Genomic DNA, 13,370 nt, shown 5'->3' with positions numbered 1-13,370 from the left:
TCCTTATGGCTCAGAGGTGCAGAACACGGTCACGGATTTCTTCCGTGCGGCCCTGGTTCCAGAACTGCGTGCCGATGTAGCCGCAGGTACGGCGGGCGACGTTCATCTTCGACTGGTCGCGGTTGCCGCAGCTCGGGCATTCCCAGACGAGCTTGCCGTCATCCTCGACGATCTTGATTTCGCCGTTGTAGCCGCAGACCTGGCAGTAGTCGCTCTTCGTGTTGAGCTCCGCGTACATGATGTTGTCGTAAATGTACTTCATCACGTCAAGCACGGCCGGAATGTTGTTCTGCATGTTCGGCACTTCGATGTAGCTGATCGCGCCGCCCGGAGAGAGGCGCTGGAAATCAGACTCGAACTTCAGCTTCGTGAAGGCGTCGATCTTCTCAGACACATGCACGTGGTAGCTGTTCGTGATGTAGCCCTTGTCGGTGATCCCGGGGATCACGCCGAAGCGGCGCTGCAGGGCGCGGGCGAACTTGTACGTCGTGCTTTCAAGCGGCGTGCCGTAGAGCGAGAAGTCGATGTTCGTCTTTGCCTTCCACTCGGCGCACTTGTCATTCATGTGCTGCATGACGTGCAGCGCGAAGGGCTTCGCTTCCGGATCCGTGTGGCTCTTCCCGGTCATGTACTTCACGCATTCGTAGAGGCCGGCGTAGCCAAGCGAAATCGTGGAGTAGCCGCCGAAGAGCAGCTTATCGATCTTCTCACCCTTCTGCAGACGGGCGAGCGCGCCGTACTGCCAGAGGATCGGGGCGACGTCGGACGGCGTCCCGAGCAGACGCTCGTGGCGGCACATCAGAGCGCGGTAGCAGAGCTGCAGACGCTCATCAAAGATCTTCCAGAACTTCTCCATGTCACCGCCAGACGACAGCGCCACATCCGGCAGGTTGATCGTCACGACGCCCTGGTTAAAGCGGCCGTAGTACTGCGGCTTCCCCTGATCATTCACGTACGGGGTGAGGAAGGAGCGGCAGCCCATGCAGGTGTAGCAGTGGCCTTCGCCGTTCTTATCCTTCTTCAGCTTCAGCATGATCTTTTCGCTGATGTAGTCCGGCACCATGCGCTTCGCGGTGCATTCAGCGGCGAGCTTCGTGAGGTACCAGTAGGGCGAATCCTCGTGAATGTTCTGCTCTTCGAGCACGTAGATCAGCTTCGGGAAGGCGGGGGTCACCCACACACCCTTCTCGTTCTTCACGCCCTGGATACGCTGACGCAGCGTCTCCTCGATAATCATCGCGAGATCGTGGCGTTCCTGCTCGTTCTTCGCTTCGCTGAGGTACATGAAGACCGTCACAAACGGCGCCTGGCCGTTCGTCGTGAGGAGCGTCACCACCTGATACTGAATCGTCTGGACGCCGCGGCGGATTTCGTCACGCAGCCGGTCCTCAACGATCTTATCGAGCTGTTCCTGCGTCGGCTCAAAGCCGATCGACTCCATTTCGGTCTTTACGATCTTGCGGATCTTCACGCGAGACGTCTGCACAAACGGGGCGAGGTGCGCGAGGCTGATCGACTGGCCGCCGTACTGGTTCGACGCGACCTGGGCGACGATCTGCGTCGCGATGTTGCAGGCGGTCGCGAAGCTGTGCGGCTTCTCAATCAGGGTGCCCGTGATCACGGTGCCGTTCTGCAGCATATCCTCGAGGTTCACGAGGTCGCAGTTATGCATGTGCTGCGCGTAGTAGTCGGAGTCGTGGAAGTGAATCAGGCCTTCCTGATGCGCCTTCACGATGTCCTTCGGGAGCAGGATGCGCGCCGACAGGTCGCGGGACACTTCACCGGCCATATAGTCGCGCTGCGTGCTGTTGATCACCGGGTTTTTGTTCGAATTTTCCTGCTTCGCTTCTTCGTTGTTACGTTCGATCAGTGAGAGGATTTTGTTATCCGTCGTGTTCGACTCACGGACGAGATTCCGGGTAAAACGGTAACGGATATAGCGCTTTGCGGTCTCAGGAGCGCCCTGCAGAATGATGTGGGTTTCAACGAGCTCCTGAATCTCCTCAACGGAGAGAGCGTGACCCAGTTCTTTGCAGTGGTCTTCAATGACGAGCGAAATGTAATCGATCTGACGATCGGTCAGCTCGGCTTTGCCGTCATCGGAGATATTGGCTTTAGCGATTGCGTTTTTGATTTTCTGGCGGTCGAATTCTTCTTCCGACCCGTTTCGCTTAATGATCTTCACTCTGCGTCTCCTGGCATCTGTTCAAAGAGCCAACTAAATCTTGTTGATGGAACTCGTTAATGATACATAATCTGGTACTTTTTTCAACCAGAAAGCCCGGTGTGGAAATTTTCCTATTTTGATTCAGGCGCTTTCAAATCTTGTTCACAGCGGGGCGAAAAGCAGCGCTTTTTTTTCACATTTCGCTGATGAGTTTTTGATCAGCCGGGGTCAGTTTGCTGGCGCCGAAAACTAAATAGCCGGAGCTGGAAAGTCTCCGGACCAGATATGGCATATCGGAAATTCCGCTTATCCACAGCGAAGCGGAAAAAGAGCCCCGCATTCTCCTCCAAAATCCGGAGTCGGGGGAGACAGATTTCGGTATCACATATTGAATTGATTGCAAAAAATGAAATACGGATTCGGGGACAGGAACTGACAATCAATTGAGAAAAAATGGCAAATCGGGGAGCCCGCCCGACTGATAATTCATAAGTGCGGGAAGCGGCGCTCTGAGTGCAGATAAAAACGGATGCTTTCAGGACCCCTTAGCCGGTTCCCGTCCACTTTTTGGAGAAAAGCAGATGGCAGATCAGAAAGATATGAGTGTGTTCGATTCGGGCGACGTGAATCCCTATAACAAGTTCTTTACGGGGATCAGCTACCTCAAGATGCTTTCGACTGAACAGGTTCCGGTCGGAAACGTCACGTTTGAGCCCGGGTGCCGCAACCACTGGCATATCCACCACGCGACGCAGGGCGGCGGTCAGATTCTGCTCGTGACCGCGGGCCGCGGCTGGTATCAGGAGTGGGGTAAGCCCGCTCAGGCTCTGAAGCCGGGTGACGTCGTGAATATTCCGGCAAACGTGAAGCACTAGCACGGTGCCGCGAAAGACGCCTGGTTCCAGCATCTCGCGATTGAGGTGCCGGGTGAAGGCGCGAAGACCGAGTGGTGCGAACCGGTGTCGGACGCCGATTACGACGCCCTGAAGTAAAAAAGAACAGAGGAGGAGGGGGGCGGAAGCGATTCCGCCCTCTTTCGCGAGAAACGCCATTCAGCGCATTAAAGAAAACCTATATGAGGAGCGGTGAAAAATGGCAGGCGAAGTGAAAGAACTGAGTGTCTTCCCTATGGGGGAAGAAAACCCGTTTGGGCAGTACTTCACGGGAAAGAGCTATCGGAAGGCGCTCTCGAGTGAACAAGTGAAGGTGAGCAACATCACCTTTACCCCGGGGTGCCGCAACCACTGGCATATCCATCACGCGGAAACCGGGGGCGGACAGATGCTTCTCGTCACCGCGGGCCGCGGGTGGTATCAGGAGTGGGGGAAGCCGGCGCGGGAACTGCATCCCGGCGATGTCGTCAACATCCCCGCGAACGTGAAGCACTGGCACGGCGCGGCAAAGGATAGCTGGTTCCAGCATATCGGGATCGGCGTACCTGGCACCAAGACGAGCACCGAGTGGTGTGAGCCGGTGTCAGACGACGACTACGCGAAGCTTCCGTAGCCCGACTTCAAAACATCAAAACTTTCAGTCAGACTCCAGTGTCCGGTTGGCAGTCCGTCTTCTCTTTTAATATAAGGGGGCGGCTTCCAGCCGGTTTTTTTGTGTTTCACGAGGAGGAAGATAAGCATGACGCGGAAAACGTGGTTCAGTTGGGTGGCAGCCGGGATGCTCGGCCTCGCGTCCGGAATATCCGGCGCTGCTCCCTCAGTGACTTCAGCCTCTGCCGCTTCCCCCTCCGCACCGACCGCGGACACGGTCCAGGGAAAGGTGACCGGTATCACGCGGACACTCCCCGGAAGCGACCTTGCGGCGGATGCGTTTCTCGGAATCCCCTACGCGGAGCCCCCGGTCGGAGACCTCAGATGGAAACCCGCGGCACCCGCTAAAAACTGGACCGGTGTCCGGAACGCCGAGTGGCACGCGGCGCCGTGCCTGCAGCCAGAAGGGGGGTCGGAAGACTGCCTCTACGCCGATATCTACCGGCCGGCGGGGACAAAGCCCGGCGCAAAGCTCCCGGTTGCCGTGTATCTCCATGGCGGCGCGAATATCACGGGAAGCGCCTCAGCGCAGGATCCGTCGCGGCTAGCTGCCGAGTCCGGCGTACTTGTGGCCGCGGTTCAGTATCGGCTTGGGGCGCTCGGGTTCCTCTCACTTCCTGAATTTGGGGACGCCTCGGGGAACTCCGCGATGACGGATATCGAGGAAGCCCTTCGCTGGGTGAAAAAGACGATCGCGGGGTACGGCGGAGATCCGGACCGCGTGACCCTCATGGGGGAGTCGTCCGGCGGCACCGATGTCTGCCGGATGCTCGTGGATCCGAAAGCGAAGGGGCTCTTCCATCAGGCGGTGATTCAGTCGGACACCTGCGCCTTTGACTCTGAGCGCCCCGCGAAGGCGAAGCGCCGGAGCGAATTCTTTATCAAGCGGGCGGGCTGCGACTTTGAGAGCGGCGTCGGAAATTGCCTGAGGAAAGTGCCGGCTGAAAAAATCGCTGAGGCGAGCGCCTCATCCGGCCTCTGGGCGCCAGTTTCAGACGTTCCGGGGATTGAGCAAATCAAGAAGGGTGACTGGAACCGCGTGCCGCTCCTCTCGGGATCGAATAAAAACGAGGCGCGGGACGCCGCGTCGGTTTTCACCGGGTGGAGTGAGGACGCCTATAAGGTCTGGGTGAAGCGCCTCGTTGGGGACAACTGGTACAAGGCTCAGGTCGAGTACCCGGGTGATAAGTATGAGAAGGATGAGGCCTACGGCGTCCCTTACATCATGGGGGACTTCATGACGGATTCCGGCATGCGGGGCTTGGGCGGCTGCGGGAGCCTGACGCTTGCGCGCGCCGCGGCCGCGTCTGATGTTACGTCCTGGTTCTACGCCTTTGAGGACGAGAACGCGCCGACGCTCCTTCGACCCCGGTACCCGGGCTACAAAACGGGCGCGAGCCACGGCTCTGAACTCTCGTACCTCTTCCCCGACACCGGTCGGTTCCTCGCGCTCGCGGCAAAGATGACGCCGGATCAGAAGCAGCTCGCCGAAACGATCCGCACCTACTGGGGAAACTTCATCCGGACCGGAGACCCGAACGGGAAGGGCGTCCCGGCCTGGGGTCCCTATAAGGAAGACGGCGCCGTGATGGTGCTCGCTCCCGAGAAAACCGGTACGCGCCCTGCCGCGTACTTCGCCGACGAACATAAGTGCGCGTTCTGGGCGTCGATCCCGCCTGTCACGGGGCGCGGCAGCAGCTTCTGAGTTCTGCCCGGGATTTCGGACAGTTCAAAAAACAAAGGCATCCTTCTATTGATAGAAGGATGCCCTTTTCATTTCAGCCCCTAGCGGGGGAAGCCAGGCGGCGGTTCACCGGGACCATGAGGGCCGTTCGGTGCCGGCCGAGGCGCGGGACGCGAGGTGCGGGACCCGGACGAGGACCAGGCCCCGGGCGGGGACCCATTCCGGGACCGCCGGGGCGTCCGGGAGGATTCCGTAAACCCGGTCCCGGTCTTCCAGGTCCGATCGGGCGCGGACCGCCGGTCCGATGCATCATCCGCGGATCCGCGGGGCGGTGAGGCCCAGGGGGCGGAGGTGCCGGTCGGAACCCCGGTCTCGGACCGGGCCCAGCGAAATGCGGCGGCGGAGCCGGTCTCGGAGGCTGCGGTGCGGGTCTTGGCGGAGGTGGCGGTGCCGGACGGGGACGCGGGGGCGGCGGAGGCGGCACAGGATGAGGATGCGGGTTCGGTACCGGCGCGTAGCCGACGTCCCCCACGTAGTAGCCGTCGTCATACACCGCGCAGCCGGAAAGCAGCGCGACCGGAATCGCTGCCGCGGCCCGAAGAAATGTTCTGCGTCTCATAGTGCACAGCTCCTTTCTCTCAGAGAAGGAATGTTCTTAAGAACATTGTAGGCGCGGCTGAATGGCCGAGATCATGGATTTTGTATCAGTTTCAGACATCAAAAAGCCCCGGAGTCCGGGGCTTCACCGATTTTCCGTGAGAATCCGCGTTTCGCCATTCAAAGAAAGGCACAAACGCTTTACGTTTCTGGAAACTGCAAATTCCGCAAGGATCAGCGGCTCGGAACTCAGGATCCGTGCTTCCTGACGAGCAGAATCGTCTTCGCCTGCATGAGAAGGAGACCGGCGAGCACGAGGAGCGATCCGAAGATAAACGGCATCCCGACCGATTCCCCGAGAAGCAGCACCGAGAGGATGACGCCGAAGATCGGAGTCATGAAGACGAGTACTCCGAGGCGGGCGGCAAGGTATTGCTTCAGGAGGAAGTTCCAGACGAGGTAACTCGCGTAAGAGACGATCACCGCCTGGAATAGCAGGCTCGACCACCCGACAAGCGAATTGTGGAACGTCGTCTGACCCGTGATAAACGCGAGCGGCGTGAGGATCACAAACGCCATGAAGAGCTGCGCGAAAAGCATGAGGGAGGGCGGCGCGTCATTCATCGTGGTGGTGCGAAGCATGATTGTGGTGAGTCCCCAGGAGAGTCCGGAGCCAAGCCCAAGGATATCTCCGAGAATCCAGCCGCTCCCTTCAAGCGTTTCTTTCGAGAGAAGCGCGGGAACGAGGAACGCCACCGCGATTCCGAGGAAAGCGGTTAAGAGTCCCGCCCACTGAATCACCGAGAGCCGTTCTTCCGGGAGCTTGATCGAGAGTCCGATTGCGGCGAAGAAGGGTGACGTGTAGAGGAGCACCGACATGTGGGCGGCTGTCGTGAAGCGGAGGCCTTCGGACACAAAGAAGAATTCGCCGACAAACCCGAGACCCACAAGAATCGCGTCCCGGAGCTTCACCTCATGCCCCCATTTTTCGTGAAGCCAAAAGCGGTTCGTGAGGAGGAGAAGGAGGGCGGAAACGCCAGAGCGGATCCCCACCTGCAGCATCGGGCTGATATCCGGGGCGGCCGCCTTGATCGCGACCTGCTGCAGGCCCCAGGTGAAACTCAGCGCGACGCAGATCAGAAACGCGCGCAGATCAATCGGACGGCGGACGGCAGGTGTGGACGGCATGGCTCTAAAGAAACAGGTGAAAAACAGAAAGACGCTGAAGTGTAGTCCTCTGAATGCGGGGACGGGACAGAGGGCGGGATCCGAGAGGGGATGCCATCTGAAGCGCCTGAGCAATATCTGCGATAATGGCTGGCTTAACGAAAATTAATAACTGACATGCAATCAAAGACTTTACGCGGCGTCCTGATGGCGCTTACGACAATCACGGTCTGGGGCGCGACCTATGTCGTCACAAAAGGCGTGATGTCAGAACTCACGGCGATTGATGTTCTCGTCACCCGTTTTACGATCGGTTTTCTGATTCTCGCGGCGGTCGCGAAGGCAACCGGACAGTCGATGATGATTCAGGAGCGATCCGACCTGAAGCTTTTCATCGCGTCCGGCGCGACGGGTGTCGCCGCCTACTTCACGCTTGAAAACTGCGCGCTTTACTTCACGCAGGCCGCGAACGTCGGGGTCATTGTGTCCCTGATCCCGATCACGAATGTGCTCGTGATGTGGTTCTTCTTCCGGGACGTGCCGCTGAAGCGGCAGTTCTTTATTGGTTCCGCGATCGCGGTCGCGGGATCCGCCTGCCTCACGCTCGCGACCGATAAGATCGGAGCCGTGAGTCCGCTTGGCGACCTGCTCGCTTTTCTCGCGTGTTTCGCGTGGCCGCTCTACTGCGTGGTGAGCCGGAAGCTTTCGGAACGCGGCTACAAGATCATTCCGATGACCGCCTGGACGTTCTTCTTCGGCGTTCTCATCATGCTGCCCTTTGATATCGGGTTCGGGTCGAAGATTTCACTCTCAACCCTCACGGATCCGGGAGTCTTCATGGGACTCGCGTTCCTTGGCGTGTTCGCTTCCGCGCTCTGCTACGCGACGTGGACCGGTGCCGTGGAGTCGCTTGGCATCACGAAGACTTCTCTCTTCCTCTACGCGCAGCCGCTGATCACGGTGCTTCTCTCCGTGGTGTTCCTTCACGAGACGCTCCCGCCGCTCGCGATCGCCGGCATCGTGACGATTTTTGTGGGCCTCATCGTCGCTCAGAAGGGGCATTGATCTGATGGCGTAAAGAACCGTCTCACAGATCCTCCAGACAAACGCAGACGGCGGAACCGCTATTTAGGCAGTTCCGCCGTCTGTTTTTTCCATTCAGAAGTTACGTGAGGCTATCAGGGACGCTTCGGGCCGTTGGGGCCCGGACCCTGCGGGCCCTGAGGGCCGTTCGGTCCCTTCGGGGGCGGGGGTGCCGGACGATCCTTCCGGTGGTGCCGCTCATGGTGATGCTTCGGGGGAGGCGGCGGTTCCGGACGATGATGCTTCTTCGGGCGCGGCGGCGGGGGATTGCCGCCCGCGGGAGGAGGCGGAGGGACATCGCCAGGGCGATGGTCCTTAGCGAAAGCCGCGATCGGGCCGCGGCGAGAATGGCAAGAAGAGCACGGCGTTTCATGATGTTTATCTCCATCACTTCTTCTGAAGGATTCAGAAGTTCTGTTGAGAAATACTCTAATGATCGCGATGCAAACTGCTGTGAGAAAAGAGCAACAGTTCACCTCACTTGTGTCCGCCCGTTTCTCCTAGGCATTTCTACGTAAAATAGCCGCTGACGGCTGTAACAATACATATCCGCGGCCGCTCGATTTTCCCCGGCTTAGAAGGAGGACGGTGATGGCAGAAGAGAACGAAAAGGCGGCTTTGGACCGCAAGGCGCAGGAGCACGAAATGAATGAGCTGAAGCGCCGGATTCACGCGGCGGCGGAAGCGATCCGCTCGAAGCTCCTGAGTGACGCGGAGAACCGGTCGTTTGAATCTGAACTCGCTGACCTCAAGTCGAAAGCGGAGTCGGGAGATAAGGACGCGGCGACAGACTACGGCTGGAACCTGATTTCCGGCTTCGCGACCGGAACGCCGGACCCCGAGGGCTGGACGTTCCTCAAGACCGCGGCGGACGCGGGTCACCCGAAGGCGCTCTACCAGGTCGGTATCGCGTTCCTTCAGGGAATCGGGATTCCGAAAAACGAAGAGAAGGGCGTGGGGTTCATCAAGCGCTCGGCCGAAGCCGGCTACCCGAAGGGGATGGCGCTTTACGCCCGGATGCTGAAGGAAGGGAACGGGGTTGATAAGAACGAACCCGAATCCGTGATGTGGCTTAAGCGGGCAGCGGAAGCCGGTGACCCGGCCTCGATCCGCAACCTCGCGATCGCGCTCTCGACGGGTGACGGTGTGCCGCAGGATTTTGAGCGGGCGACAGATCTCTTCCAGAAGGCGGCGCGGGCCGGTGACCTCGACTCCCGCTACTGGTACGCCCGGGCGCTCGCTTACGGGATCGGAATCCCGAAGGACGCCGTAAAGGCGGCCGCCTGGTCAATCTTTTCTGAGGCCGCGGGCGACGTCCGTGCCGGCGCGATCCTCGCTGGGCTCCGGAAGACCCTCAAAGAATCCGAGGGTGTCCGCGCGAACCGGCTTTTCGTGGATCTCCTGAAAGAAATGGGCCCCGTGCAGTCGCAGACTGAGGCGGCGGATGCCGGGATTCCGGCGGATCTCCCCGAGGCGACCCGCCGTCAGCTCGTGTCGCTCTTCACGCCGGCCCTTCAGGGGATTCCTGAGTGTGCTGTGGTGCTCGGGCGCGCGTATGAAACCGGCTGGCAGGTGAAGCAGGATCCGGCGCGCGCCTTCCGCTGGTACTTCGCGGCCGCTCAGGCGAAGTACCCCGAAGGCGAATATCTCCTCGGGTTCTGCTACCTGAATGGAATCGGCGTGCCGCCGGATCCGGAACTCGGTGTCTTCTGGATTTCAGAGGGCGCGAAGGGCGGGTTCCCGGAAGCGATGGGATTCTTCGGGAGCCTGCTCGTCAACGGTAAGCTCGGGGACGAGATGAAGAAGGACGGCATTCCGTTCCTTGAGAAGGCAGCCGAGGCGAACGACCCCTACGGGACGCTGAACCTCGGACTCGCTTATCTCTCAGGCACCGTGATCGCGCTGGACCGCGAGAAGGGGAAGGCGCTCGTGAAGAAGGCCGCGGACCTCGGGTCGGATGATGCCGCGTCGATGCTGGAGAGCCTCGCCTAAGGGAGAGCTGGATCAGGAGGACGATGTTCCTCCATCCATCAAAGCAAAACGCCTGAGATCTTTGGAGACCTCAGGCGTTTATTTTGGAATCAATGAATTCCGATCAGGCTTCTTTCTTCAGGAGCCCCATGACATTCGGAAGCAGCTTCTTAAAGAACACCGCTGCCGCGATAAGCGACACGAGGAACCCGGCGAGCGTCGTGAACTGCACGCCGATTGAGCGCTCCACAATGCCGCCGATAAAAGCACCGGACCCGATCCCGAGGTTATAGATCCCGGAATAGGTCGCCATGGCGATTGTGACCGCCGCGGGCGGCGCCACTTCAATCACGAGCGACTGCAGCACGAGGTTGAAGGTCATAATCGCGATACCCCAGAAAGCGCAGACCGCGATCGTCGCCGGAATGAACCAGGAGGCGGGGTACAGCATAAAGAGCGCCGCGCCGATGCCGCAGACCGCGAAGTAGAGGAACGGCTTATGGTGCTTATCGTAGAGCTTCGTGTAAAGGATGCTCGAGAGAATACCGGCAACGCCATACAGCACAAGCACCCAGGTCACCATCGAGTCCGGCATCCCGGCCTTGATCTTGAGGAACGGCTCCACGTAGCTGTAGCCGCAGAACTGCGCCGTGACGGTGAGCGCGGTGACGGCGAACGTCGCGATCAGCACGGGCTGCTTCAGGACGCCCGGAATCTTCTGCGGCGCGATGTAGCTCGTGTTCGGGACGTTCGGCATGACCTTCAATTGGAAGGCGAAAATGAGGAACGCGAGAACCGCGACGATACCGAAGGTCCAGCGCCAGCCAAGCAAGAGCCCCACGGCGCGCCCAAGCGGCAGACCGCAGATCAGGGCGGTTGAGGTGCTCGCGGCGACGACCGAGAGCGCGAGAGCGCGCTTCCCTTCCGGCACGATCTTCACCGCCATCGGAGGCGCGATCGCCCAGAAGACCGAATGCGCGCAGGCGACACCGATTCGGCTTGCCATCAGCATCCAGTATTGGGTCGAGAACGCGCTTCCCACGTGGCTCACCGCGAAGAGGAGCAGCACGCCGAGAAGGAGCTTCCGATACGCCATCCGGGAGCAGAGCACCATAAGCGGAAGCGACATCAGCGCCACCACCCAGGCGTAGAACGTAATCAAAAGACCCGCCTTCGCGACCGGGATCTCAAAATCCTTCGCGATGTCGATCAGAAGGCCGATCGGCATCAGTTCAGACGAATTAAAAGCGAAAACCGCGCACGCCAGCGATAGCAGCGGCAGCCAGGGACGGATGCCGCCGGAATTTTTATTTTCTGTATCCATTATCTGAGGCCGGATGAGACTCACGGCCGTTGTGCTTTGTAGAAATCATTGAGTGGGCTTGCAGTATAGAAAGATTTGGAGAAGCTGGAAGGACTTTGGTCCTATTTTTTGGGGATGCTTTCGAAAGATTTTCCGTCCGACAGGAAATCCGCTTCAAAAGAAAAGGAAATTTTTTGTGAACGTATGGCGGAAAGGTACGCAGCGCCGCCCGGGCGGCGGTAACCTATAGGAATCAGGATATTTTTTTCCGCACCGCTATTGGAGTCAAAGCATGAAGCTAGATATCGAAAAATTCCGGGTGAAGCCAGGCGACAAAGTGGATCTCGCCGCGATCAGCACCAAGGCGGATCCGAAGGCGGATAAGAACGAAGTGGAAAATACGCTTTTCCCCGCTCTGAAGAATCATCTGGAGTCGCTGCAGGAAAAGCTCTGGGCCGAGAATAAGCAGTCAATCATCCTCGTGCTGCAGGGGATGGACGCGGCGGGGAAGGACAGCACCGTGCGTCACGTTTTTACGGAAGTCGACCCGGCCGGCATGTGGATCGCGTCCTTCAAGGCTCCGACCGTGATCGAGAAGGATCACGACTACCTCTGGCGTGTGAACCGCGCGCTCCCGCCCCGCGGCATGATCGGGGTCTTCAACCGGTCGCACTATGAGGACGTCGTCACCGTAAGGCTGCATAACTACATCAAGGACCGCCAGCTGCCCGACGAGATCAAAAACGACGAGCACCTCTGGGACGAACGCTTCGATCAGATCCGGAACTGGGAAAAGTATCTCCGTCAGAACGCCTTCCGCATGGTGAAGATCTTCCTTCACGTGTCGAAGGATGAGCAGCAGAAGCGGCTCACGGACCGGCTCTTCAATGAAGAGAAGCACTACAAGTTCTCGCTTTCTGACCTCGAGGAACGCCGCTACTGGCCTGAGTATCAGAAGCTCTACGCGGAAACGATCGAGGAAACCACGACGGAACATTCCCCCTGGTACATCGTGCCGGCGGATAACAAGTGGTATCTCCGCTACGTGGTCGGAACGATCGTCGAGCAGACGCTTGAAGCGATGAACCCGAAGTTCCCGCCGCTTTCTGACGAAACGAAGGCGAAGCTTGGCGAACTCCGCAACCTCCTCACGCTCGCGAAAGACCTGAATCTCGACAGCAAGACGGTCGAAAAGAAAGTGATCTCACAGGTGATCGCGAAGGATGCCGCGCCGGCTGAGGCGCACGCGCTCGTGGAGGCGGTGAAGGAGATCGAGGAAGTCAAGAAAGAAGAAAAGAAGGACGACAGCAAAAAGGGCGACAAAAAGGATAAGGACGGCAAGAAGGACGATAAGAAGCACTAAAGCCGATTCTCTCTTCAGTCTCCCGTGTTCTCTCTTCCGGAACTACCATAGAGGTAACAGCAGGTCGCTATAGGAGAAATTCCTATGAAGAAATTTCTGGATTACGGGGCGTCGATCGTCGCCGTCCTCATCATTGTCGCCGTATGGCGCTTTGTCCTTCATTACCTCTTCGCGCCGGATGGCCCGCTTCAGTATGTGCCAAAGGACTGGGTCGCCGGGACGCAGGGCGTGGTGCTCGCGTTCCTTGTCTGCGCGCTCGCGATTTTCGCGTCTTTCTGCCTCTATCTCGGCGTGACGCACTGGATCCGGAAGGTGGGCGGGAAGTACGGCCGGTGGATTCTTGATGAGCCGGAACGCGCCTGAGTTAACTTGAGGATCTCCCGCCGGGGACCCCCATAGAAAACACACATAACAAAACCGCCAGGAGGAAAATCTTCTGGCGGTTCTTTTTGGATCCTCGAAATCCGCCGGGCCGCGGTGACGCAGCCCCG

The 13,370-nt window shown here is 59.1% G+C and carries 10 protein-coding genes; 7 read left to right on the top strand and 3 right to left on the bottom strand.

Translation table 11 applies throughout. From position 1 onward, the window contains the following. Nucleotides 1-10: 10 nt before the first annotated feature. A complete protein-coding gene (gene nrdD / locus BN1936_RS04555) occupies nt 11-2,185 on the bottom strand; it encodes an anaerobic ribonucleoside-triphosphate reductase (protein ID WP_049686759.1) in 2,175 nt (724 codons plus the stop codon). 563 nt (nt 2,186-2,748) lie between these two features. Between nrdD and BN1936_RS04550 the strand changes: the two genes are divergently transcribed. The 3 genes from BN1936_RS04550 to BN1936_RS04540 all read left to right on the top strand — a co-directional run bounded on the left by BN1936_RS04550 (nt 2,749) and on the right by BN1936_RS04540 (nt 5,416). Continuing rightward, complete coding sequence (locus tag BN1936_RS04550) at nt 2,749-3,042, top strand: cupin domain-containing protein (protein ID WP_022443728.1); 294 nt, start codon at nt 2,749-2,751, stop codon at nt 3,040-3,042. Between the two features lie 217 nt (nt 3,043-3,259). Next, nucleotides 3,260-3,673, top strand: coding sequence for a cupin domain-containing protein (locus BN1936_RS04545; protein WP_022443729.1), 414 nt, complete (start codon nt 3,260-3,262; stop codon nt 3,671-3,673). A gap of 126 nt (nt 3,674-3,799) precedes the next feature. Beyond that, nucleotides 3,800-5,416 carry a carboxylesterase/lipase family protein gene (locus BN1936_RS04540; RefSeq protein ID WP_082164466.1) on the top strand — a complete coding sequence of 539 codons (1,617 nt, stop codon included), beginning with the start codon at nt 3,800-3,802 and terminating at the stop codon, nt 5,414-5,416. Between the two features lie 825 nt (nt 5,417-6,241). Here the strand turns inward: BN1936_RS04540 and BN1936_RS04530 are convergent. Beyond that, nucleotides 6,242-7,180 carry a DMT family transporter gene (locus BN1936_RS04530; protein ID WP_022444650.1) on the bottom strand — a complete coding sequence of 313 codons (939 nt, stop codon included), beginning with the start codon at nt 7,178-7,180 and terminating at the stop codon, nt 6,242-6,244. A 186-nt stretch (nt 7,181-7,366) separates the two neighbouring features. On the opposite strand from BN1936_RS04530, the gene BN1936_RS04525 reads away from it, so the two are divergent. Both BN1936_RS04525 and BN1936_RS04515 read left to right on the top strand, forming a co-directional pair. Then, entirely contained in the window at nt 7,367-8,224 is an 858-nt protein-coding gene (locus BN1936_RS04525) for a DMT family transporter (protein ID WP_049686756.1), read from the top strand. Nucleotides 8,225-8,833: 609 nt separating this feature from the next. After that, entirely contained in the window at nt 8,834-10,234 is a 1,401-nt protein-coding gene (locus tag BN1936_RS04515) for a tetratricopeptide repeat protein (RefSeq protein WP_049686754.1), read from the top strand. 103 nt (nt 10,235-10,337) lie between these two features. On the opposite strand, the gene BN1936_RS04510 is transcribed toward BN1936_RS04515, so the two are convergent. Further along, nucleotides 10,338-11,537 (bottom strand): MFS transporter, encoded by a 1,200-nt coding sequence (locus BN1936_RS04510; RefSeq protein ID WP_049686753.1) that lies wholly within the window; start codon nt 11,535-11,537, stop codon nt 10,338-10,340. Nucleotides 11,538-11,808: 271 nt separating this feature from the next. Here BN1936_RS04510 and BN1936_RS04505 point away from each other — a divergent pair, with 271 nt between their 5' ends. Both BN1936_RS04505 and BN1936_RS04500 read left to right on the top strand, forming a co-directional pair. Then, nucleotides 11,809-12,879, top strand: a complete 1,071-nt coding sequence (locus BN1936_RS04505; RefSeq protein ID WP_082164464.1) for a PPK2 family polyphosphate kinase — start codon at nt 11,809-11,811, stop codon at nt 12,877-12,879. 84 nt (nt 12,880-12,963) lie between these two features. Then, nucleotides 12,964-13,242 (top strand): hypothetical protein, encoded by a 279-nt coding sequence (locus BN1936_RS04500; protein WP_022444656.1) that lies wholly within the window; start codon nt 12,964-12,966, stop codon nt 13,240-13,242. Nucleotides 13,243-13,370: the final 128 nt, after the last annotated feature.

The organism is Dakarella massiliensis, assembly GCF_001182045.1.
Classification (GTDB): Bacteria; Pseudomonadota; Gammaproteobacteria; order Burkholderiales; family Burkholderiaceae_F; genus Mesosutterella; species Mesosutterella massiliensis.
The sequence above is the reverse complement of the archived record's forward strand: the minus strand, read 5'-3'. Positions and strand labels throughout refer to the sequence as shown.

Excerpts from the sequence above, each read along its gene's own strand:
- BN1936_RS04505 (WP_082164464.1), top strand. The coding sequence starts at position 11,809 with ATGAAGCTAGATATCGAAAAATTCCGGGTGAAGCCAGGCGACAAAGTG.
- BN1936_RS04545 (WP_022443729.1), top strand. The coding sequence starts at position 3,260 with ATGGCAGGCGAAGTGAAAGAACTGAGTGTCTTCCCTATGGGGGAAGAA.
- BN1936_RS04500 (WP_022444656.1), top strand. The coding sequence starts at position 12,964 with ATGAAGAAATTTCTGGATTACGGGGCGTCGATCGTCGCCGTCCTCATC.
- BN1936_RS04515 (WP_049686754.1), top strand. The coding sequence starts at position 8,834 with ATGGCAGAAGAGAACGAAAAGGCGGCTTTGGACCGCAAGGCGCAGGAG.
- BN1936_RS04540 (WP_082164466.1), top strand. The coding sequence starts at position 3,800 with ATGACGCGGAAAACGTGGTTCAGTTGGGTGGCAGCCGGGATGCTCGGC.
- BN1936_RS04525 (WP_049686756.1), top strand. The coding sequence starts at position 7,367 with ATGGCGCTTACGACAATCACGGTCTGGGGCGCGACCTATGTCGTCACA.
- BN1936_RS04530 (WP_022444650.1), bottom strand. The coding sequence starts at position 7,180 with ATGCCGTCCACACCTGCCGTCCGCCGTCCGATTGATCTGCGCGCGTTT.
- BN1936_RS04510 (WP_049686753.1), bottom strand. The coding sequence starts at position 11,537 with ATGGATACAGAAAATAAAAATTCCGGCGGCATCCGTCCCTGGCTGCCG.
- BN1936_RS04550 (WP_022443728.1), top strand. The coding sequence starts at position 2,749 with ATGGCAGATCAGAAAGATATGAGTGTGTTCGATTCGGGCGACGTGAAT.